The organism is Staphylococcus microti (assembly GCF_000934465.1).
GTDB lineage: Bacteria > Bacillota > Bacilli > Staphylococcales > Staphylococcaceae > Staphylococcus > Staphylococcus microti.
Window position 1 is genome coordinate 21,100 of record NZ_JXWY01000016.1, and the last position, 22,260, is coordinate 43,359.

Genomic DNA, 22,260 nt, shown 5'->3' on the forward strand with positions numbered 1-22,260 from the left:
TCATTTGTGTCTTGAGGCAGAAAAGGGGCTCAAAAATGAAACGTTTCTATAACAAATCACAGCCATTCTTAAATATTTACTTGATGATTATCGCAGTGCTTGTCGTGCTGAACATGCTATATCATCATACTGTTGTTGTCGGATTACTCATTGGGACACTCGCTTCTATAGTGAATACAGCAATTTTTGAGTATTACCTTTGGCGTGCACAACGTCAAACAGCAGGGCCAGTTTCGACTGGGAATGGTTGGCGATATTTAGTCGCATTAGTCACGTGTATTGTGTGGGTGCTACACCAGTCACAAATACATATTATCGGTGTACTCATTGGGCTAATGATTTCATACGCATTGATTGTTTTTCGTCCCTTAATTAAAAGGGGATAGGGGCTATTTTAAAACTGAAAAGAGGTGAAATCCAAAAAATGAAACACCAAGATCCTATTGTAACATGGCACTTTCTTGGCGTAGATATTAACTTCAACTTATCTACAATCATGATGCTTTTGATTACAGCAGTCATTGTCTTTGTGATTGCGATTGCATGTACACGTAATCTTCAAAAACGACCAAAAGGTGCACAGAACTTCATTGAATGGGTATTCGACTTTGTACGAGGGGTTATCGAAAGTAACATGGCATGGAAGACAGGGGGACAATTCCACTTCTTAGCGGTGACATTGATACTATTTATCTTTGTTGCAAATATGCTCGGATTACCGATGTCAGTCGTTGTCGATCATGAGCTATGGTGGAAATCACCAACCGCTGACGCACATGTCACTTTAACACTTGCGACAATGATGGTGTTACTTACACACTACTATGGTGTGAAGTTGCGTGGGCCAAAAGCATACGCTAGAAACTATGCAACACCATATAAAGCGTTGCTACCTATTAATATCTTTGAAGAATTCGCATCAACATTAACACTTGGTTTGCGTCTTTACGGTAACATCTATGCCGGTGAGATTTTATTAGGTCTATTGGCAGGTGTAACCACTACAGCAATTGGCTGGATTATCGGTATTCCTGGACTTGTTATTTGGCAAGGTTTCTCAATTTTTATCGGTTCAATCCAAGCGTATATCTTTATCATGTTATCAATGGTATACATGTCACACAAAGTGGCAGACGACCATTAAATAAAATTAATCTAACTTTTAACATTTAGGAGGAAATATATAATGAATTTAATCGCAGCAGCAATCGCAATCGGTTTATCAGCATTAGGTGCAGGTATTGGTAACGGTCTTATCGTATCTAGAACAGTAGAAGGTGTTGCACGTCAACCAGAAGCACGTACGCAATTAATGTCTATCATGTTTATCGGTATCGGTTTAGTTGAAGCACTTCCAATCATCGGCGTAGTTATCACATTCATCGTATTATTCCAATAATAACGTGTAAGTGTAGCTCGAGTCATGACGATATCGAGATAATGCCTTGGATCTATCAAGTGCTATTGTCTGCGGCGAAGTCTAACAAGCATAGACCTTCGCCATTCGTTTTATGTAATGAATGAAATGATTGAAAGGAGTGTACAGCATAGTGACTGCCAACTTATTTACCTTTGCATCAGCAAGTGGCGTTAACATCGGTGACATTATCGCAACATTAGTCACATTTACAATTTTGTTAGTGCTATTGAGAAAATATGCATGGGGACCATTAAAACAAGTGATGGACGATCGTGAGCGTTCTATCAATCAAGATATTGATGACGCTGAACGTGCAAAATTAAATGCGCAACGTCTTGAAGAAGAAAATCAAAAAATCTTAAAAGAAACACAAGATGAAGTTCATAAAATTATTGAAGATGCGAAGTTACAAGCACGTCGCCAACAAGAAGAAATCATCCACGAAGCAAACAAACGTGCGAATGGCATGATTGAAACGGCGCAAAGTGAAATCAATAGTGAGAAAGAACGTGCATTAGCTGAAATCAATAACCAAGTTTCTGAGCTTTCAGTATTAATTGCATCAAAAGTTTTACGCAAAGAAATTTCTGAACAAGATCAGAAAGCACTCGTAGAAAAGTACATTAAAGAGGTAGGGGATAAGTAATGGCTAATGTAGCTCAAAAATATGCCCAAGCACTTTTCGATGTTGCTTTGAAAGCGGAAGTGTTAACGCAAGTCTACGATGAATTAACAGAAATTCATACAGCAGTTCGCAACGAAAAGAATCTTTTAGGAACGATGGATTACGAACCAAAAATTACAGCGAATGAACGCCGTGACATGGTTGCGCAAGTCTTTCAAGGTGTACATCCATACTTGATGAACACGTTAAAAGTGATTGCAACACAACGTAATTTCCGTTTGTTGCCTGAGATTTATCGTGCATTTGAAGAAAGTTATTATGCTTTTCATGGACTGGCGGATGCCTACGTTGAATCTGCAGCATCACTTTCTGACGAAGAATTAGAACAAGTGAAACGTGCGTTACTAGATCGTACGGGTCTTAAAGATTTAAATCTGCACAGCACAGTAAATCCAGAATTGATTGGTGGCGTGCGTGTGAAAATCGGTACGAAAGTCTATGATGGCAGTATCCAAAATGATTTGAATCAACTTGTTAAACAATTTAGCAGAGTTTATTAATTATGATATAAAAGAGGAGTGACATAGATGGCCATAAAAGCTGAAGAAATTAGTGCATTACTTCGCTCACAAATTGAAAACTATGAGTCTGAGATGTCAGTAACAGATGTAGGTACAGTTATTCAAATTGGTGACGGTATTGCATTAGTTCACGGATTAAACGACGTTATGGCGGGGGAATTATTAGAATTCCATAACGGCGTTCTTGGATTGGCTCAAAACTTAGAAGAAACAAACGTCGGTGTCGTTATTTTAGGACCATTCGACGAAATCAAAGAAGGCGACGAAGTGAAACGAACAGGTCGTATCATGGAAGTACCTGTTGGTGAAGAACTTATCGGTCGTGTTGTAAACCCATTAGGTCAACCAATTGATGGCCAAGGTCCATTAAACACGACGAAAACACGCCCTATCGAGAAAAAAGCAACAGGCGTTATGGCACGTAAATCTGTAGATGAGCCTTTACAAACAGGTATTAAAGCCATTGACGCGCTTGTACCAATCGGTCGTGGTCAACGTGAGTTAATCATCGGTGACCGTCAAACAGGTAAAACAACTGTTGCGATTGATACAATTTTAAACCAAAAAGATCAAGATATGATCTGTGTTTACGTTGCAATCGGTCAAAAAGAATCAACAGTACGTGCATCAGTTGAAAAATTACGTCAAGCAGGTGCACTTGATTACACAATCGTTGTTTCAGCGTCTGCTGCACAACCAGCGCCAATGTTATACATCGCACCATATGCAGGTGTATCTATCGCTGAAGAATTTATGTTCAACGGCAAACACGTGTTGATCGTATATGATGATTTAACAAAACAAGCGGCTGCATACCGTGAGTTATCATTATTATTACGTCGTCCACCAGGCCGTGAAGCATACCCAGGTGATGTATTCTACCTACATAGTCGTTTATTAGAGCGTGCTGCAAAGCTTAACGATGAATTAGGTGGCGGATCTATCACTGCATTGCCATTCGTAGAGACACAAGCAGGGGACATTTCTGCATACGTACCAACAAACGTAATCTCTATTACAGATGGACAGATCTTCTTACAATCTGACTTATTCTTCTCTGGTATTCGTCCAGCGATCAACGCCGGTTTATCAGTATCTCGTGTAGGTGGTTCTGCACAGATTAAAGCGATGAAGAAGGTTGCAGGTACGCTACGTCTTGACTTAGCGTCATACCGTGAGCTTGAGTCATTTGCGCAATTCGGTTCTGACTTAGACGAAGCAACATCACGTAAACTTGAACGTGGTAAGAGAACAGTTGAAGTATTGAAACAAGATCAAAACAAACCACTACCAGTTGAACATCAAGTATTAATTATTTATGCGTTAACTCGTGGTTATCTTGATGATATTCCAGTTGAAGACATTACACGCTTTGAAGATGAAATTATCGAATGGACAAAAGTGAATGCAAACGACATCTTCACTGAAATCCGCGAAACAGGTAACTTACCTGCTGACGATAAATTTGAAGCGGCGATTAATGAATTCAAAAAAGGATTCAAAAGAACAGAGCAATAATTGATATTTAATTGATGAAGGTGGTGAGATAGTGGCTTCTTTAAAAGAAATAGATTCTCGTATAAAATCAACCAAAAAGATGAAACAAATCACGAGCGCTATGAACATGGTATCCAACTCAAAATTGCGTAAAGCAGAGCGTAATGCTAAAACATTTAGACCGTACATGGACAAAATGCAAGATGCGATTACAGCAATTGCGGGTACCAATACGTCATCGACACACCCGATGCTTGTAAAACGTCCTACAAAGCGCGTCGGTTACATGGTCTTAACGAGTGATCGTGGCTTAGCAGGTGCTTATAATGCAAACGTATTGAAGCAAATGATACGCGACATCGAAGCGCGTCATCAAAGCCCAGAGGAATACAGCATCATCGTTCTCGGACAAATCGGTGTGTCATTCCTTCAAAACCGCGGTTATCAAGTTGCGAATGCCTTAACGGACATTCCAGATCAACCATCGTTTAAGGCTGTACAAGCAATTGCGAAACGTGCCGTTGATTTATATGTCAGCGAACAAATAGACGAATTGCATGTATACTATAGCCATTACATTAGTGTCATTGAAAACAAACCAACAAGCAAACAGTTGTTACCATTATCTTCTGAGGATTCAAGTGTGGGTCATGGCAACATGGCATCTTACGAATTCGAACCGGACAAAGATTCAATATTACAGGTATTACTACCACAATATATTGAAAGCTTAATCTACGGCACAATTTTAGATGCGAAGGCAAGTGAACATGCATCACGTATGAATGCAATGAAGAATGCCTCTGATAATGCAACTGAAATGATTGATGATTTATCTTTAGAATTCAACCGTGCGCGTCAAGCAGCCATCACGCAACAAATTACTGAAATTGTTGGTGGTTCAGCAGCATTGGAATAATTTGATTACAAGGAGGAACAAACATGGGATTAGGCCGTGTAACTCAGGTCATGGGTCCAGTCATCGATGTGCGCTTTGAGCATGACGAAATGCCAAATATTAATAATGCACTTGTGATTGAAGTACCTAGAGATGGCGAATCTGAGAGTTTAACTTTAGAAGTTGCGCTACACTTAGGTGATGACGTTGTGCGTACAATTGCAATGGACTCTACTGACGGTGTACAACGTGGTGCAGAAGTCAAAGACACAGGAGCACCAATCAGCGTACCAGTAGGTGATGCGACATTAGGTCGTGTATTTAACGTATTAGGTGAACACATTGACTTAGATGGTGAAATTGATGCATCTGTACGTCGTGATCCAATTCATCGTCAAGCACCAACATTTGATGAACTCTCTACAGAAGTAGAAATTTTAGAAACAGGTATTAAAGTTGTTGACTTATTAGCCCCTTATATTAAAGGTGGTAAAATCGGACTATTCGGTGGTGCCGGTGTAGGTAAAACTGTATTAATCCAAGAATTAATCAACAACATCGCTCAAGAACACGGTGGTATTTCGGTATTCGCTGGTGTAGGTGAGCGTACACGTGAAGGTAACGACCTTTACTATGAAATGAAAGACAGTGGCGTTATCGCGAAAACAGCGATGGTATTCGGTCAAATGAACGAGCCGCCTGGTGCACGTATGCGTGTTGCATTATCAGGTCTTACAATGGCAGAATACTTCCGTGATGAACAAGGTCAAGACGTATTATTGTTCATCGACAACATCTTCCGTTTCACACAAGCCGGTTCAGAGGTATCAGCGTTATTAGGCCGTATGCCTTCTGCCGTAGGTTACCAACCAACACTTGCAACTGAGATGGGTCAATTACAAGAGCGTATCACATCTACAACGAAAGGTTCTGTAACGTCTATCCAAGCGGTATTCGTACCTGCCGATGACTATACTGACCCAGCGCCAGCAACAGCGTTCGCGCACTTAGATGCAACAACAAACTTAGAGCGTAAATTAAGTGAGATGGGTATTTACCCAGCGGTAGACCCATTGGCTTCTACATCACGTGCTTTAGAACCAACAATCGTAGGTCAAGAGCACTATGAAGTCGCGCGTCAAGTACAATCAACACTTCAAAAATACCGTGAATTACAAGATATCATCGCAATTCTTGGTATGGATGAATTGTCTGATGAAGATAAGAAAACAGTTGAACGTGCACGTCGTATTCAATTCTTCTTATCTCAAAACTTCCACGTAGCAGAACAATTTACAGGTCAACCAGGTTCATATGTACCGGTTAAAAATACAGTTCAAGACTTCAAAGCAATCTTGGAAGGTAAATATGACCATATCCCTGAAGATGCTTTCCGTTTAGTCGGCGGCATTGATGATGTAATTGCCAAAGCAAAAGATATGGGTGTTGAAGTATAATTCAAATTAGGAGGCTTGGATAATGAATACATTAACCTTAGATATCGTCACTCCTAATGGTTCTGTTTATAACGAAGACAATGCAGAAATCGTTGTCTTACAAACAACAGCAGGCGAAATGGGTGTGATGCATGGTCACATTCCGACGGTTGCGCCATTAAAAATTGGTCATATCAAAGTGACAAAAGACGGTAAATCTGATTATATAGCTGTAACTGAAGGATTTGCTGAAATTCGCCGTGAAAAAATCAATATTTTAGTTCAATCTGCGGAATCGGCAGAAGACATTGATTTAGAACGTGCGAAGTCGGCGAAACAGCGTGCAACATTTTATCTTGAAGGCGACAAAGAAGATACGGATATGAAACGTGCTGAACGTGCTTTGAAACGTGCAGAAAACCGTATTGAAGTAGCCAAATTCAAATAATATTTTCAAGCAAAGAAGGTTTAGCGTGAGATGCGCTAAACCTTCTTTTGCCTTCTCTCAAATATTCAAAAGTATTCTACAAGATATAAGTACTAATAGTATGATTTGATGAAAAAATCATGTAAAATTAATGTAGATTTGTGTGTAAAGGAGCAACGTCATGGAATATTTAGGTCAGTTTGCGATTGCACATATTATAATGCATGTGCTTTGCATATGTGTTGCCTACTGGGCATTAAATGCGCTGAGGCTAGAGCAATTTTTTAAAAAAGGATACCCTGTCCAAGTGCAAGTTGCTATCATCTTTTTAGCCATTGCGATTGGGACCGGTGTCAGCAATTTTGTAATTGATTTATTACAGTTTTCAACGCAAATTAAATATTTGTTTTAACGATTAGGAGAAGGGGCATTTTAGTGATGGGATGAGATACGATACAAGCATCCTTTCGTCACGAGTCAGCAATATGGAATCGAGCAACTAAGAAAAGTGTTTAGAGAGATAGTGGAGGATTTTTGAAGATGGATAAAATTATTGTACGAGGCGGTCAAACTTTAAAAGGGACAGTAGCGGTAGAAGGTGCAAAAAATGCCGTTTTACCAATTATTACGGCATCATTGTTAGCGAGTGAAGGAAAAAGTGAATTGCACAACGTGCCACCGTTAAGCGATGTAGATACAATTAATAACGTATTAAGTGTTTTGAATGCAGATGTGGCATATGATCCAGCAACGCAAGTCGTTACAGTAGATGCGACGCAACAACTTAGCGAAGAAGCCCCTTATGAGTATGTCAGCAAAATGCGTGCGAGTATTCTTGTAATGGGACCTTTACTTGCACGATTAGGCGTTGCGAAAGTCGCATTACCGGGTGGCTGTGCGATTGGTTCACGTCCGATTGAGCAACATTTAAAAGGATTTGAAGCGTTAGGTGCTGAAATTCATCAAGAAGCAGGCTTTATACATGCAACAGCACCCAATGGTTTAATAGGGTGTGACATTCATTTGGACTTCCCTAGTGTTGGTGCGACACAAAACATTATTATGGCAGCGTCTTTAGCGAAAGGACGTACTGTACTTGAAAATGTTGCACGTGAACCTGAAATTGTAGACTTAGCGAACTACATCAACGAAATGGGTGGCGATGTGAAAGGCGCTGGGACAGACACAATTACAATCCATGGTGTAGACACATTGAAAGGTGTGGCACATGCGATTATTCCTGATAGAATCGTTGCCGGCACATTAATGATTGCAGCTGCGATTACACGTGGTGATGTCTTCGTGAAAGGTGCCATTAAAGAGCATATGACGAGCTTAGTCTATAAGCTAGAAGAGATGGGTGTAGAACTTGAATATCATGAAGATGGTATTCGTGTAACGGCACCTGAAGAGTTACAACCTGTGGACGTCAAGACGCTTCCACATCCGGGTTTCCCTACAGATATGCAGTCACAAATGATGGCATTGTTGTTAACGGCAGAAGGGCATAAAATTGTAACAGAAACAGTTTTTGAAAATCGTTTTATGCATGTTGCAGAATTTAAACGTATGAACGCAAATATTTCGGTAGAAGGTCGCAACGCAAAAATTCAAGGGAAGAGCCAATTACAAGGTGCACAAGTAAAAGCGACAGATTTACGTGCAGCAGCAGCGCTTATTTTAGCAGGTCTTGTTGCGGAAGGTGAAACGACAGTCACAGAATTAAAACACCTTGACCGTGGCTACGTAGACTTCCACGGTAAGTTAAAAGCACTCGGTGCAGATATTGAGCGTGTAAATGCGTAAACATTGCTCGTTTGAGAATGACGTGTATGGCAGTATTAGCCAGCGCGAGGAGGTTAAAGTTTAATGGAAACTATTTTTGATTATAATGACATTAAGAAAATCATCCCACATCGTCAACCATTTTTGTTGATCGACAAAGTGGTTGAATACGAACCGGGGCAACGCTGTGTTGGGATTAAACAAGTCTCAGGAAACGAACCATTTTTCCAAGGACATTTCCCCGATTACGCAGTGATGCCGGGCGTACTTATCACTGAAGCACTTGCACAAACAGGTGCAGTCGCAATGTTGAATAGTGAAGAAAATAAAGGGAAGCTCGCATTATTTGCAGGTATTGATAAATGTCGTTTCAAAAGACAGGTCGTGCCTGGGGATACACTGAGATTAGAAGTAGAAATTACAAAAATTAAAGGGCCGATTGGTAAAGGGACAGCGAAAGCAACAGTAGACGGACAACTCGCTTGTAGTTGTGAATTGACATTTGCATTACAATCGCCTGAATAGATGAAAAAAACGCCAGAAGTGTAACTTGCACTTACTGGCGTTCGTCTTTTAAGCGAGGTTTTGATTGCATCATGCGATTGAATGTTTTCGTCAATGCTTCACCTTCTAGGCCTTCATTGACAAGTTCTTCTAACAAGCTTTCTGCATAGACTTGGCGTAATGTGTAAATGTGGCATTCAAAAATGACTGAGATTTTATCTTGGAGCTGCGTAATATGTTTGATTGTTGCATCGAATAGTGCGGGATCATTGGAAGGACGTGTGATGACGACACGTATATTTAACAACGTATTCTCTTCCATATAAGCAGTCATTTCTTCTTTATGAATATCAGAGATGACCACTTCTAGTAGCCAACCTGTACCACGGTCTTCTTTATTAATAATGACACCGTCTATTAACTCATACTCTGTCACGCTGCTATTTTCGGATACAATTTGAAAACGTACAGCTTTAAAAGTCTTCATGAAACCACCGTCCCCTAAGTTTTTTAAATTATACGATTTTTTAATATACACCTTTCATTATAGCTTAAATAAGAACAACATTATCAGTCAAGTTGTAAAAAGTTTAAATAACATGCCTTTTATGATGTTAAAAAGTGACGAAACTCGAATTGCATTTTAAAGCGCAAAAGGATTATGATGATGGCAGGAGGTGAAGCCCATCAATCAAATTAAAGCAATCGGCACTGTCACTAAAGCACCTAAGTACTATGAAAAGCCAGGCAGCCAGTTTATTTCATTTTCACTAGCTGTAGAACGTAGTTTCAAAGGGAAAGATGATCGTCCTATTTTTGACTATTTCAATTGTAAAGCATTTGGTCCCATTGCAGTACAAATTGAACAAGAAGCAGAACAAGGCGATATACTTTCTATTGAAGGCTATCTGACAACACGTCGTTATCAAATGAACGATGAAAAACGCTTTGTTACAGAAATAGTTGTTGAATCTGTTGAAAAGCTTGAAGTCCCACCCACAAGCGAACAGAGCGAAAAGACCCTTGCCTAATTTTAATTTTTAAATCCTAATCCAAAACCTTCCACCACCAAATAATGAACGTTAAAAACCACTCTCTTAATTATTTCCAAGAACACGCTTAATTACTCATTAGAACGATTTTTGTATTATTTTAGAGGCGGGTTGCACAATGCGTCAGGCGTGGACCCGTCTCACATACATAGGGCATTATATTTATGGGTGCTAACGCATTCATTTGAAAAAGGAGGGGCAATTTGCTACATTAAAGTAAATTAATAATATATGACTACTAGGGGCGCTATTAGCTGAGATGAAGACAACTTCAAACCCTTTGAACCTGATTTGGATGATACCAACGTAGGGAAGTAGCTCGAAAAAATGTATCAAAATACAATTGATTTTGATGCCTCTGAGTAGTCTATGTGTATTAATAATATGACTTGGAGGTAATCAAATGATACAGAAACCAAAAATTGCGTTAACGATAGCAGGCACAGATCCATCGGGTGGTGCAGGTGCGATGGCGGACTTAAAGTCTTTTCATGCGTGTGGTGTTTACGGTATGAGTGCCATCACGAGCATCGTGGCACAAAATTCACTCGGCGTGCAACATATTCATAACCTGGAACCTGCTTGGTTAGAAGAACAGTTGGAAAGTGTATTTAATGATGAACCGCCACATGCATTGAAAACGGGTATGATTCCAACACCTGAAATGATGGCAATCATCGAAAAGTATTTAAAACAAATAGATATTCCTTACGTCATAGATCCTGTTATGGTCGCTAAAAGTGGCGATTCTCTTATGGCAGACAGCGTACGCAAGCAATTGAAAGAAACACTTCTGCCATATGCAGATGTGGCAACACCGAATGTGCCTGAAGCGGAAGAAATATCAGGCATTAAGCTAGAAAGTGTTGACCAAATTCATCAAGCAGGTCGCTTTTTTATTCATGAAGTCGGTGCGAAAGGTGTCGTAATCAAAGGCGGTCATCTTAAAGGAGATGCGACAGATTACTTGTTTACGCGTGAAGGTCATTATACGTTTACACATGAACGTTACCCTACCGCACATACGCACGGGACAGGATGTACGTTTTCAGCGGTCATTACAGCTGAACTCGCGAAAGGACGCTCAGTGTATGATGCAGTCGCTAAAGCAAAAGATTTTATTTCTTTAGCTATTCAACATACGCCAGAGATTGGACGTGGCAGAGGTCCAGTCAATCACTTTGCTTATCAAGCAATTAAGGGATGGAATTAAACATGGATTATTTAGCAACAGTACGTGATACACAACCACTCGTTATATGTTATACGAATGACGTTGTAAAAAATTTCACTGCGAATGGCTTACTTAGCTTAGGTGCAAGCCCAGCAATGAGTGAAGCACCTGAAGAAGCGGCTGATTTCTTTAAAGTGGCACAAGCGTTACTTATTAATATTGGTACACTGACAGAGCAGTGTGGCGAAGATATGTTAAAAATTGCAGCAGAGGCAAATAAGCAAGGCGTACCGATTGTTTTTGACCCAGTAGCTGTTGGCGCGTCACAATATAGAAAAGATTTTTGTCGTCGTTTTTTAGAAGAAATTGATGTCACTGTTATCAAAGGAAATGCGTCAGAAATATTAGCGCTCGTTGATGATCGCGCAACGATGAAAGGTACAGATAGTACAGTTGAAGACGTGTCTATTGATATTGCAGAGCAGGCACACCGCAAATATAATGCCGCTATTGTGATGACAGGTAAAACAGACGTTATTGTTCAAGATGATAAAAGTGTTGCTTTAGCAAATGGCACACCATTACTCGCTAAGGTGACTGGTACGGGTTGTTTGTTAGGTGCGGTGGTGGCAAGTTTCTTATTGAAAGAGACGCACCCATCTATAGAGAAACTGGCGTCAGCAATTTCGTACTATACGATTTCTGCAGAACGTGCCGCATCAACAGCAGGTGGTGACTTGCCAGGAACATTTGCGACTGTATTTTTAGATGAATTGAATCAAACAACAACAGCTTGTTATCAACAAGAGATAAAAAGAGAGAAGTGAACAATGATGACATTTGATCGTAAACAACTACGTGTATATTTTATTGCCGGTACACAAGATGTGAAAAACGGCACGTTAGATAGCGTTCTTGAAACGGCATTAAAAGCTGGTATTACAATGTTTCAATTTCGTGAAAAAGGGCCTTCTGCGCTGACTGGAGAAGCAAAAAAGCAAAAAGCATTGGCATTACAACGTTTATGTCGCGCGTACAATGTGCCGTTTATAGTGAATGACGATGTTGCCTTAGCGTTAGAAATAGATGCAGACGGCATACATGTTGGACAAGATGATGCAGCGGTTCAAAGCTTTTATGCACAAGCAAAAGATAAAATTATCGGCTTAAGTGTCAGCAACTTTGAAGAATATGATCAATCTGATTTAACGCACGTTGACTATATCGGCGTCGGACCTGTCTATAAAACACAGTCGAAAAGCGACGCTAAAGCAGCGGGTGGTATTGAAATGATTCGTCGTATGCGTCGTTATGATGAAGTCATCCCCATTGTAGCAATAGGGGGCATTACAGAAGAAAATGTCGCATCAATCGTCAATAATGGCGCTGACGGTATCGCAACAATTTCATCTATTACACAAAGTGAAAATATTGAAAACTCTGTGTCACGTTATTTACAGTATTTCAAATAAATTTACTTTATTACCTTGAAATGTTTCCACCTAAATAAGTTATATGATAAAATGACATTTATGTGAATAATACTTTAGAGGTGGAAAAATGAAGAACAAAGCACTGTTAACAATGCTTTTAGGTATTACCGTATTTTTAGCGGGCTGTGATTATAGCAAGCCTGAAAATAGGGATGGTTTCTTTTACAATACGTTCGTTCAACCGATGGACAGCTTGATTCATTGGCTAGGTCATGAACTTAATAATAACTATGGTCTTGCGATTATTATTATCGTATTAGTTGTACGTATTGTGTTATTACCATTGATGTTATCTAACTACAAAAACATGCACATGATGCGTGAAAAAATGCAAATTGCAAAACCTGATATTACAGCAGCACAAGAAAAAGTGAAACGTGCACGTACACAAGAAGACAAAATGGCTGCCAACCAAGAAATGATGCAAGTGTATAAAAAATATGGTATGAATCCAATGTCTAGCATGATTGGATGTTTACCATTGATTATTCAAATGCCTATCATCATGGGTCTTTACTTCGTCTTAAGATACCCAACAGGCGGCGGCATTACGAAATACTCTGATTTTATGTGGTTCCAACTAGACAAACCTGATATTTGGATTACATTAATTGCCGGTATTTTATACTTCTTACAAGCATACGTATCGTTATCAAACATGCCAGCAGAACAAAAGCAAATGGGTTATATGATGATGATTATCTCACCAATTATGATCATCTGGATTTCATATACATCTGCAGCGGCATTAGGTCTTTACTGGTCTGTATCAGCTGCATTCCTTGTGATTCAAACTTATTTCGCAAATGTTGTTTATAGCAAAAAAGCGAAAGAAGAAGTGGCTGTTTTAATCAACAAGATGGAAGCAGAAAAGAAAGAAGCTAACAAAACAGGCAAAAACACACAAGTTGTAAGCAAAAAGAAGAAAAAGAAATAATTAAATAACGCGAAACGCCCGATTAAGTGATCGTCGATATGATTACTTAATCGGGCGTTTTTTTATAATTTCATATGCGTCATAGATGGGCATGTCCAAGCGTACAATCTTGATGGGGTGTGCGCTTTTTCAGTACCATCGTTTCTTTATTGCCCGCTTCGGCTAACATTGCAAGGCGTCTCGTAATAGAAACGATTACATCATGACTCTGAATATATCTCACAACACAATAGGTACGCCTGCGTTTAAGCAACCTCCCGTTAAGCTATCCTACAACTTGAAAGTTTGCTTTGAAGTTATCAAAAAAAGTGAGACAGCATATGCCATCCCACCATAAAAGATGAAGTATTTTTTATTGTTCTGCAATATCCCACTCTGCGAAGAACTGGTCTAAAAATTGCTCTAAAAATTGATGGCGTTGTAAAGCCAGTTCTTGTGCTTCAGGTGTGTTCATTAAGTCTTTTAGCAAGAGCAATTTTTCATAAAAATGTTTAATCGCGGATGGCGACAGTGTATCGAGTGCAATCGAATGTGTACGCAATACCTCGTATGTTGCTTCGCTCGTCCACATCGGCTCTTTGAAATGGCCTGCGAATTGGAAAGTACGTGCGATGCCGATTGCACCGAGTGCATCGAGACGATCAGCATCTTGCACAATTTGTGCTTCAATCGTTTGTAGCTTTCCAACATGGTGTGTTTGGCGAAAGCTCATATGTTGGATGATGTACCGAATGGCGTCTTGATATTCGGTTGTGACACCTAAATCGTCAAGAAACGCGTTGAGTGTCCGATAGGCGTCATCTGGATTTACTAGTTTATCATCGACCGTGTCATGTAGTAATGCTGCCATTTCAATGACGTAATGATTTGCTTCTGGATAAGCTTTTGCCAATGATTGGGCGAGTTTATGGACACGTTTGACGTGTGCAATATCGTGTCCTGTTGTATCTTGTGCATGCACGTTCGACATATAGTCATATGCTGCTTGAATATGTGTTTGCATCTTCTTTAACCCTCATAACGATTATAGTATCGGTGACAACAATTGACTGATTGCTTCTTTGAACTTAATCCATAGCCCACGTTGTTCATAGCGTTCTTGTGTAAGTTCGGAACAAACTTCTAAATCTTTTTCAAAACTTTGACGTACTTTTTTAGCGAAATCTTCATTATAAATAAAGGCATTCACTTCAAAGTTCAATGTAAAACTACGGTGGTCCATATTGGTTGTACCGACGCTGGTAATTTCATCGTCGATTGTCATCGTTTTAGCGTGTAAAAAGCCGTTATCATACATGTAAACGCGTGCACCCGCTTCTAACAAGCTTGCGACGTTTTTGTATGTTGCCCAATAAACGAAAGGGTGATCCGGTTTGTTCGGAATCATCACATTGACATCTACGCCACCGAGTGCTGCGATTTTTAACGCATCCATATAGGCACCGTCTGGAATGAAATACGGTGTTTGAATATAAATAGATTCTTTTGCCATTGAAATCATTTTAAGGTAACCGTATTTGATTTGTTCCCATGACTCATCGGGACCGCTTGATGCGATTTGTACGCCGGTATTATGCTCGGTATTCACATGATTTTCTGGGAAGTATTTGTCGTCATATTCAATGTTGTTACGGTGTGCTTGTGAATTCCAGTCGAGAATAAAACGCAATTGCAAAGCATTGACGGCTTCTCCTTGAATGCGCAAGTGTGTATCACGCCAGTAACCGAATTTTTTAGACAAACCTAAGTATTCTTTACCGACATTAAAGCCACCTACGTAACCGATTGTGCCATCAATAACGACGATTTTACGATGGTTACGATTGTTCATACGCAAGTTAATCAGTGGTAATTTTGATGGGAAGAACGACTCGACTTGTCCACCTTTTTCACGAAAGGCTTTAAAATCACGAAGTTTCAATGTACGAGAGCCCATGTCATCGTATAACATTTTCACTTCAAGACCTTCATCAAGTTTTTGTTCTAAGAGTGCTAGAATTTCACTGCCCAACATATCATTACGGAAAATGTAATATTGAATATGAACATATTTTTTAGCTTGTCGAATGTCTTCTTTCAAACGATCAAATTTTTCATGTCCGTCTGTAATTAATTCAATTTCATTGTGGTTTGTATAGAACGCTGCATTATTGTATAGCAACATTTGAATCATATGATTGTATGACTGTAAATGTGGATTGTTCGGATGGAATGTACCATCTTTAAGTTCTTGCAGCTGTTCATTTACAATGCGTTCTAAACCGATACGATCAGACTCATCTAGTTTAAACAGAGATTTACGTTGTATTTGACGTCCGAATAATAGGTAGACGATGAAACCGATGATTGGGATTAAACCTAGTACGAGTATCCATGCCCAGATGGACTCAGCGCTCCGTCTCTCCATGAAAATAATCGTGAAGACGAATGATAAATTCAGAAGAAACAGACCGATAAAAATATAATTGGCGATTGCATTGCCATCTGTTAAAAAGGATATGATTAATTCGCTCATATGCTCAGCTCCGTTTCTTTATATCTTTTTCACATTGTATCACTTTTTGTAAGAAATGATGAGTAAATTTTTATATTTGACATATACCTATATGGGGTATATTATAAAGGTATAACGAACAGAAATTAAAAAATTGCGGGTGATAAGATGATAGAGCATGCGAATCATTCAGAAGTAACTAAGCGTAACTTGCAATCTCGATTGAATCGTATTGAAGGTCAAGTTCGTGCGATTAATCGTATGATAGAAGAAGATGTTTATTGTGATGATGTGCTTACGCAAATTCGTGCGACGCGTTCAGCGCTTAATGGCGTTGCGACGAAGTTATTAGAACACCATATGAAAGGGTGTATTATGCACAAAGTTGAGGCGGGCAATGAGCAACAAGCGATGGATGAATTATTAGTGACATTCCAAAAGCTAATGAAAGATTAGGAGGTGGACAAGAAGTGGAGAGTACGGTACTCATATCGGGTTTGCAAACGCAGGAACAAAAAGTCCAACTGGCAACACGATTGCAGAATATGATCGGTGTTGAGTCGGTCGAGATTGATATGGATGCACAGAAGGTTAAATTGAGGTATCAAACCCCAGCGAACCTTAATACATTGGAAAAAGAAATTTATGATGCGGGTTATGCTGTTATCAATTCATATAAAGGAGAGAATTAATATGGCGAAACATACAATTGCAGTAGAAGGTATGAGTTGTGATCATTGCAAACATGCGGTAGAAACAGCGGTGAAAGAAAATAAAGATGTTGTGACAGTGGAAGCTTTTCCAGCTGAGAATAAAGTGGATGTTGAAGTAACAAACGATGCAGCATTAGATGATGTAAAACAACGCATTTACGATGCAGGTTATGATGTGAAGTAACAATTCAATGAGTGGGTGACTGAAGAGGCTAGGATATCAATCATGCATGTCCTGAAAAATGAATAGCCTCTTAGCCCGCTCTTTCTTTAAAACAACAATATACCCCTAGTAGGTATTGGAGTGGATAATCATGAATAAAGAGACTTTTAAAATATCTGGTATGAACTGTGCAGCCTGTGCGACACGTATTGAGCGTACGTTGAATCGAGAGGCGGGAATAGAATCTGCTAATGTTAATCTTGTGATGGAGAAAGGGACTGTCAGCTATGACCCTGCTCAAATTAGCCAAGATGAGATTTTTGAGCGCATTGCTAAAATCGGTTTTCAAGCACATCCAATTGAAACGCAAGAACAAACACGAGCACGAAAAGCACGTGAGCTAAAACAACAAAAGTATAAATTTATTGCGGCACTTATTTTATCGTTACCGTTGCTGTATACGATGTTTGGACATTTTTCATTTTTAAGTTTTGTCCCAGTGCCCGATTTATTTATGAATCCATGGTTTCAATTAATTTTGGCAACACCTGTCCAATTTGGTTTAGGTTGGCAATTTTATGTAGGGGCGTACCAATCGTTATCGAATAAAAGTGCAAATATGGATGTCCTTGTTGCGATGGGGACTTCTGCAGCATATTTTTATAGCATTTATTTAATGTTTGCACATGCTCACGACATGGGACACGTGCCGCTTTACTTTGAAACGAGTGCAGTGCTTATTACGCTTATCTTATTAGGTAAATATTTTGAAAAACGTGCGAAAGGGCATGCGAGTGACGCTATTGAAAAATTGGCGGCGCTTCAAGTTCGTGATGCTGAAGTGGAGCGAGATGGCGAGATTCAACGTGTCGCAATTGAAGAGGTAAAAGTGGGCGATATTGTCCGCGTACGTAGTGGAGAGCAAATTCCGCTAGACGGTACGATTATTGAAGGTTGGTCAACGGTTGACGAGTCGATGTTAACAGGTGAAAGTATTCCGGTTGATAAAGTGAAAGGCGATACCGTTATCGGCAGTACATTAAACCAACAGAACTTTATTAAAGTACAAGTGACGCATACGGGCGAAGATTTGGTGTTAAATCAAATTATACAAGTCGTTGAATCAGCACAAGGCGATAAACCACAAATTCAACGTTTAGCAGACAAAGTGTCAAACGTCTTTGTACCTGTTGTCGTAGCACTCGCATTCCTTGCATTTCTTGTATGGTACTTTTGGATTACACCGTTTGAGTTATCACAAGCATTGGAAATCTTTATTGCGGTCATTGTTATCGCATGTCCATGTGCGCTTGGCTTGGCAACACCTACGTCTATTATGGTAGGATCTGGACGTGCGGCAGAAGCAGGCATTTTATTTAAAACAGCAGAAGCTTTAGAACAAACGCATCATATTGATACGATTGTATTTGATAAAACAGGCACATTAACAGTGGGCGACCCTAAAGTGATTGCCGAACATCGCTTAACGGCCAATAACGTTGTAGGTAGCTACATTAAAAGTTTGGAACAACAATCCGAACATCCATTATCCAAAGCGGTCGTTCGCTATTTTGAACATGAACAAATTCGTCCGGTTGAGGATTATGCGACCCATACAGGTAATGGTATTTCTGGTGTTATTGAAGGACATCAAGTCGTTATCGGTGCAATCAGCTTTGTAGAACAGCATGCAACAGTTGATGAAGTGGCACGTCAAACAGTGACGGACTTACAACAATCAGGTGCAACGGTGATTGCCATGACAGTGGACGGCCATTTGGAATTAGTGTTAGGTATACGTGATGAACCGAAAGTGGAGGCCCAACAAGTGCTGGCAACACTTCAGCCTAACTACGAGTTGATTATGTTGAGTGGCGATAGTGAAACGACAGCACGTGCGATTGGTCGTGAACTCGGTCTTACAAATGTGATTGCTGGTGTTAAACCGGAAGAAAAAGCACAAGTGATCGATGATTTACAACAAAAAGGACATCAAGTCATGATGGTTGGCGATGGCTTGAATGACGCGCCAGCTTTAATGAAAAGTAATATTGGTGTTGCGATGGGTTCAGGCTCTGATATCGCATTAGAATCTGCCGATATTGCGCTTGTGAAAGGCGACTTACAACATGTGGCAGAAGGGCTTAAATTGAGTCATCTCACAATCCGTAACATTAAACAAAATCTCTTTTTCGCATTTTGTTACAACATGATCGGTATTCCGTTTGCGGCAATGGGCTTTTTAGCACCGTGGTTAGCAGGAACAGCAATGGCATTTAGCTCAGTATCTGTTGTATTAAACGCATTAAGATTAAAACACATTTCAAAATAAAAAGAATTAATTTTAATTTAACATAGTAATGATGTCGATTTTACGGTATGATGGCAGTAATAGGTTGACTATTTGGGGTGATAATATGGCAAAACCTAACGATAAGTTATACAATGTGGTGAAAATGTTATCATCAATTGGGGTTACAGTGAAAAAGACGAAATCACGATTGGATATCATGAGATCACTGCCGAACACAACTGTCGCACCGGAAAAACTGAAGTAACACAATTTCATAGAACGATAAAAAACCACTTCTTACCAAGCTGCAAGAAGTGGTTTTTGTTATCTTGTCGTACGTGACTGGATGGCTGTTGCGTCATATTTTTTAGGTGCATGATAATGAATGCTCAGAATAACACCGATACCTGCCATTAAGCTCCATAACGAACTTCCGCCGTAACTAATAAACGGAAGCGGGATCCCTGTAATCGGTAGTAATTGAATCGTCATGCCGATATTTTGGACGATATGGAATAATAGAAGACTTGTATAACCGATAATAAATGATTTGTTGAATAGGTCTTCTGATGAACTTGCAAGTCGAATTAAGTGCAGTAAGAGTAATAAGAAAATACCGAGTACAATTACCGCGCCGACAAAACCAAATTCTTCACCGATAACTGAGAAGATAAAGTCTGTATGGTTTTCTGGAATGTACACTTCACCATTGTTTAACCCTTTCCCAATTAATTGACCTGAACCGATGGCTTTCATTGATTCGGTTAAGTGGAAGCCATCTCCTGTGCTATAAGCATATGGGTCTAACCAAGAATTAATACGGCCAAGCTGGTATGTTTTAATACCGGAAATATTTTCAATAATGCTTGGATTGTAAATGATCGATAATATTAATCCGCCACCGAGTACAATGGCTGAGCCGAACAATGGGGCTAGAATTTTCCAAGTGACACCACTGACAACGACAATACCTGCAATAATAGCGAGTAACACGAGTGTGGTACCTAAGTCGTTTTGTAATAAGATGAGTCCCATTGGAATGACTGTCACACCAAATATTTTAACGAGCAACATGAAGTCTGTTTCCAGTGACTTGTTAAATGTGAAGCGATTGTGCTGTGCAACGACTTTGGATACCGCTAATATTAAGACGATTTTCATAAATTCTGAAGGCTGAATGCTGATAGGTCCTAGGCGGTACCAACTTTTCGCCCCGTTAATAATCGGTGTAAAACTTGATTCAGGTAAGATGATCAAGCCAATTAACAAAACAACGAAAATACCGTAGACGATATTCACGTGTTTACGAATTTTTTTAGGCGATACGAGCATAATCATAAAAGCAATGATGCCACCTAAAACGTAATAAAATATTTGGCGGACACCGAAGTCCACGCTGTATTGGCCACCACCCATTGCAGAATGAATCGTTGTGACACTGATGATGCAGAGTATTAAAATTAAACTAATGAGTTTCCAATCCAAACGGCGAAAAAATGATTTTTGCGTTTGTTGACGTGAAGAAGCCATTGCAATCTCCTTTATGCTAAAAAATTTCTTTAAGGTTTATTATATAACGATTTTACATAACATGTAATAAAATTGCTAATATTGTACAAAAATAAATGCATAATAAAGAGACGGCGTGGTAATATGGTTTTGTATAAATTATTTTGGAGGCGGAACTATGTCAAAAGAAGCTTTATGTATTATATACGGTGGGAAGAGCGCCGAGCATGATGTTTCGATCTTAACAGCTCAGAATGTATTGAACGCAATTGATAAATCGCAATATCAAATAGACATTATTTATATTACAAACGATGGACAATGGAAAAAGCAAGAAAACATTACAGATGAAGTAACAGATATTGATGCGTTACGTTTAGAAGAAGTTGAAGAAGGTCAAATTTCAGAAATGTTAACAACGTCAAGCCAAGGTGGACGCTATGACGCAGTATTCCCATTGTTACACGGACCAAATGGTGAAGATGGGACGATTCAAGGTTTATTTGAAGTACTCGATATTCCTTACGTTGGTAACGGTGTACTCGCAGCGGCAAGTTCAATGGATAAACTTGTGATGAAACAATTATTTGCGCATAGAGGTTTACCACAATTACCATATGTGAGCTTTTTACGTAGCGAATATGAAAAATATCAACATAATATTTTAAAATTAGTACAAGATAAATTAGAATTCCCAGTATTTGTTAAGCCAGCGAACTTAGGTTCAAGTGTAGGGATTAGCAAATGTGAAGATGAAGAAGCACTTATTCGTGGGATTGAAGAAGCATTCCAATTCGACCGTAAGTTAGTGATTGAACAAGGTGTCAATGCACGTGAAGTAGAAGTAGCAGTATTAGGTAATGACTACCCTGAAACAACATGGCCAGGTGAAGTTATTAAAGACGTTTCTTTCTACGACTATAAAGCGAAGTATAAAGACGGCAAAGTACAGTTAAGTATTCCTGCTGAGTTGGATCAAGAGGTACAAATGACGTTACGTGATATGGCAATTGAAGCGTTTAAAGCGACAGATTGTTCAGGATTATTACGTGCAGACTTCTTTGTAACGGAAGATCAACAAATCTATATCAATGAAACAAATGCGATGCCAGGCTTTACCGCATACAGCATGTATCCAAAACTTTGGGAAAACATGGGCATTCCTTATTCAGAATTGATTACGAAATTAATTGAACTTGCAAAAGAGCGCCATGCAGATAAGCATTTGAACAAATATCGTATTGACGAGTAGAGGTTAT

The 22,260-nt window shown here is 39.4% G+C and carries 28 protein-coding genes and 1 riboswitch; of the genes, 23 read left to right on the forward strand and 5 right to left on the reverse strand.

Annotation, left to right across the window (positions count from 1 at the left end; translation table 11 throughout):
• Positions 1-35: 35 nt before the first annotated feature.
• The 12 genes from TP70_RS02760 to fabZ all read left to right on the forward strand — a co-directional run bounded on the left by TP70_RS02760 (position 36) and on the right by fabZ (position 9,194).
• Positions 36-386 carry an ATP synthase subunit I gene (locus TP70_RS02760; RefSeq protein ID WP_044359161.1) on the forward strand — a complete coding sequence of 117 codons (351 nt, stop codon included), beginning with the start codon at positions 36-38 and terminating at the stop codon, positions 384-386.
• A 38-nt stretch (positions 387-424) separates the two neighbouring features.
• Positions 425-1,144 carry a F0F1 ATP synthase subunit A gene (atpB, locus tag TP70_RS02765; protein WP_044359163.1) on the forward strand — a complete coding sequence of 240 codons (720 nt, stop codon included), beginning with the start codon at positions 425-427 and terminating at the stop codon, positions 1,142-1,144.
• Positions 1,145-1,186: 42 nt separating this feature from the next.
• Positions 1,187-1,399 carry a F0F1 ATP synthase subunit C gene (gene atpE / locus TP70_RS02770; RefSeq protein WP_044359165.1) on the forward strand — a complete coding sequence of 71 codons (213 nt, stop codon included), beginning with the start codon at positions 1,187-1,189 and terminating at the stop codon, positions 1,397-1,399.
• 151 nt (positions 1,400-1,550) lie between these two features.
• Positions 1,551-2,066, forward strand: a complete 516-nt coding sequence (locus tag TP70_RS02775; RefSeq protein ID WP_044359167.1) for a F0F1 ATP synthase subunit B — start codon at positions 1,551-1,553, stop codon at positions 2,064-2,066.
• Complete coding sequence (locus TP70_RS02780) at positions 2,066-2,605, forward strand: F0F1 ATP synthase subunit delta (RefSeq protein ID WP_044359169.1); 540 nt, start codon at positions 2,066-2,068, stop codon at positions 2,603-2,605. The genes TP70_RS02775 and TP70_RS02780 overlap by 1 nt, the downstream gene beginning before the upstream one ends.
• A 27-nt stretch (positions 2,606-2,632) precedes the next feature.
• The gene (gene atpA, locus TP70_RS02785; RefSeq protein ID WP_044359171.1) at positions 2,633-4,144 is read left to right on the forward strand and encodes a F0F1 ATP synthase subunit alpha; all 1,512 of its coding nucleotides are present in this window, start codon (positions 2,633-2,635) and stop codon (positions 4,142-4,144) included.
• Between the two features lie 31 nt (positions 4,145-4,175).
• Positions 4,176-5,042: an ATP synthase F1 subunit gamma gene (gene atpG, locus TP70_RS02790; RefSeq protein ID WP_044359172.1), complete on the forward strand. Its 867-nt coding sequence runs from the start codon at positions 4,176-4,178 to the stop codon at positions 5,040-5,042.
• Positions 5,043-5,065: 23 nt separating this feature from the next.
• Positions 5,066-6,478, forward strand: coding sequence for a F0F1 ATP synthase subunit beta (atpD, locus tag TP70_RS02795; protein ID WP_044359173.1), 1,413 nt, complete (start codon positions 5,066-5,068; stop codon positions 6,476-6,478).
• 22 nt (positions 6,479-6,500) lie between these two features.
• A complete protein-coding gene (locus TP70_RS02800; protein ID WP_044359174.1) occupies positions 6,501-6,905 on the forward strand; it encodes a F0F1 ATP synthase subunit epsilon in 405 nt (134 codons plus the stop codon).
• A 160-nt stretch (positions 6,906-7,065) separates the two neighbouring features.
• Positions 7,066-7,296 carry a DUF1146 family protein gene (locus tag TP70_RS02805; protein WP_044359175.1) on the forward strand — a complete coding sequence of 77 codons (231 nt, stop codon included), beginning with the start codon at positions 7,066-7,068 and terminating at the stop codon, positions 7,294-7,296.
• A 128-nt stretch (positions 7,297-7,424) separates the two neighbouring features.
• Positions 7,425-8,690, forward strand: a complete 1,266-nt coding sequence (murA, locus tag TP70_RS02810) for a UDP-N-acetylglucosamine 1-carboxyvinyltransferase (RefSeq protein ID WP_044359176.1) — start codon at positions 7,425-7,427, stop codon at positions 8,688-8,690.
• A 63-nt stretch (positions 8,691-8,753) separates the two neighbouring features.
• On the forward strand, positions 8,754-9,194 hold the full coding sequence (gene fabZ, locus TP70_RS02815) for a 3-hydroxyacyl-ACP dehydratase FabZ (RefSeq protein ID WP_044359177.1): 441 nt from the start codon (positions 8,754-8,756) through the stop codon (positions 9,192-9,194).
• 31 nt (positions 9,195-9,225) lie between these two features.
• Here the strand turns inward: fabZ and TP70_RS02820 are convergent, their stop codons facing one another.
• Positions 9,226-9,660, reverse strand: coding sequence for a YwpF-like family protein (locus TP70_RS02820; protein ID WP_044359178.1), 435 nt, complete (start codon positions 9,658-9,660; stop codon positions 9,226-9,228).
• A gap of 190 nt (positions 9,661-9,850) precedes the next feature.
• Between TP70_RS02820 and TP70_RS02825 the strand changes: the two genes are divergently transcribed.
• The 5 genes from TP70_RS02825 to yidC all read left to right on the forward strand — a co-directional run bounded on the left by TP70_RS02825 (position 9,851) and on the right by yidC (position 13,829).
• Complete coding sequence (locus TP70_RS02825) at positions 9,851-10,204, forward strand: single-stranded DNA-binding protein (protein ID WP_044359180.1); 354 nt, start codon at positions 9,851-9,853, stop codon at positions 10,202-10,204.
• A 251-nt stretch (positions 10,205-10,455) separates the two neighbouring features.
• A riboswitch (TPP riboswitch) is annotated at positions 10,456-10,555 on the forward strand.
• Between the two features lie 76 nt (positions 10,556-10,631).
• Positions 10,632-11,438 (forward strand): bifunctional hydroxymethylpyrimidine kinase/phosphomethylpyrimidine kinase, encoded by an 807-nt coding sequence (gene thiD / locus TP70_RS02830; protein ID WP_044359220.1) that lies wholly within the window; start codon positions 10,632-10,634, stop codon positions 11,436-11,438.
• A 2-nt stretch (positions 11,439-11,440) separates the two neighbouring features.
• Positions 11,441-12,226 carry a hydroxyethylthiazole kinase gene (gene thiM, locus TP70_RS02835; RefSeq protein ID WP_044359181.1) on the forward strand — a complete coding sequence of 262 codons (786 nt, stop codon included), beginning with the start codon at positions 11,441-11,443 and terminating at the stop codon, positions 12,224-12,226.
• A gap of 6 nt (positions 12,227-12,232) precedes the next feature.
• Positions 12,233-12,871 (forward strand): thiamine phosphate synthase, encoded by a 639-nt coding sequence (gene thiE, locus TP70_RS02840; protein WP_044359222.1) that lies wholly within the window; start codon positions 12,233-12,235, stop codon positions 12,869-12,871.
• Positions 12,872-12,959: 88 nt separating this feature from the next.
• Positions 12,960-13,829, forward strand: a complete 870-nt coding sequence (yidC, locus tag TP70_RS02845) for a membrane protein insertase YidC (RefSeq protein ID WP_044359182.1) — start codon at positions 12,960-12,962, stop codon at positions 13,827-13,829.
• Between the two features lie 79 nt (positions 13,830-13,908).
• On the opposite strand, the gene TP70_RS12195 is transcribed toward yidC, so the two are convergent.
• The 3 genes from TP70_RS12195 to cls form a co-directional block, all read right to left on the reverse strand.
• A complete protein-coding gene (locus TP70_RS12195; RefSeq protein WP_156962257.1) occupies positions 13,909-14,052 on the reverse strand; it encodes a hypothetical protein in 144 nt (47 codons plus the stop codon).
• 129 nt (positions 14,053-14,181) lie between these two features.
• Positions 14,182-14,832 (reverse strand): HD domain-containing protein, encoded by a 651-nt coding sequence (locus TP70_RS02850; RefSeq protein ID WP_044359183.1) that lies wholly within the window; start codon positions 14,830-14,832, stop codon positions 14,182-14,184.
• Between the two features lie 21 nt (positions 14,833-14,853).
• A complete protein-coding gene (cls, locus tag TP70_RS02855; protein ID WP_044359184.1) occupies positions 14,854-16,344 on the reverse strand; it encodes a cardiolipin synthase in 1,491 nt (496 codons plus the stop codon).
• A 147-nt stretch (positions 16,345-16,491) separates the two neighbouring features.
• Here cls and csoR point away from each other — a divergent pair, with 147 nt between their 5' ends.
• The 5 genes from csoR (at position 16,492) to TP70_RS12365 (ending at position 19,757) form a co-directional block, all read left to right on the forward strand.
• Positions 16,492-16,779 carry a copper-sensing transcriptional repressor CsoR gene (csoR, locus tag TP70_RS02860; RefSeq protein WP_044359186.1) on the forward strand — a complete coding sequence of 96 codons (288 nt, stop codon included), beginning with the start codon at positions 16,492-16,494 and terminating at the stop codon, positions 16,777-16,779.
• Between the two features lie 14 nt (positions 16,780-16,793).
• The gene (gene csoZ, locus TP70_RS02865) at positions 16,794-17,015 is read left to right on the forward strand and encodes a putative copper chaperone CsoZ (protein ID WP_044359188.1); all 222 of its coding nucleotides are present in this window, start codon (positions 16,794-16,796) and stop codon (positions 17,013-17,015) included.
• A gap of 1 nt (position 17,016) precedes the next feature.
• On the forward strand, positions 17,017-17,220 hold the full coding sequence (locus TP70_RS02870) for a cation transporter (RefSeq protein ID WP_044359190.1): 204 nt from the start codon (positions 17,017-17,019) through the stop codon (positions 17,218-17,220).
• 127 nt (positions 17,221-17,347) lie between these two features.
• Complete coding sequence (locus TP70_RS02875) at positions 17,348-19,531, forward strand: heavy metal translocating P-type ATPase (RefSeq protein ID WP_103369522.1); 2,184 nt, start codon at positions 17,348-17,350, stop codon at positions 19,529-19,531.
• 85 nt (positions 19,532-19,616) lie between these two features.
• Entirely contained in the window at positions 19,617-19,757 is a 141-nt protein-coding gene (locus TP70_RS12365; RefSeq protein ID WP_169743596.1) for an Lmo0850 family protein, read from the forward strand.
• A gap of 59 nt (positions 19,758-19,816) precedes the next feature.
• Here the strand turns inward: TP70_RS12365 and TP70_RS02880 are convergent, their stop codons facing one another.
• Positions 19,817-21,022: an FtsW/RodA/SpoVE family cell cycle protein gene (locus tag TP70_RS02880; RefSeq protein ID WP_044359192.1), complete on the reverse strand. Its 1,206-nt coding sequence runs from the start codon at positions 21,020-21,022 to the stop codon at positions 19,817-19,819.
• 157 nt (positions 21,023-21,179) lie between these two features.
• On the opposite strand from TP70_RS02880, the gene TP70_RS02885 reads away from it, so the two are divergent.
• Positions 21,180-22,253, forward strand: a complete 1,074-nt coding sequence (locus TP70_RS02885; protein WP_044359193.1) for a D-alanine--D-alanine ligase — start codon at positions 21,180-21,182, stop codon at positions 22,251-22,253.
• Positions 22,254-22,260: the final 7 nt, after the last annotated feature.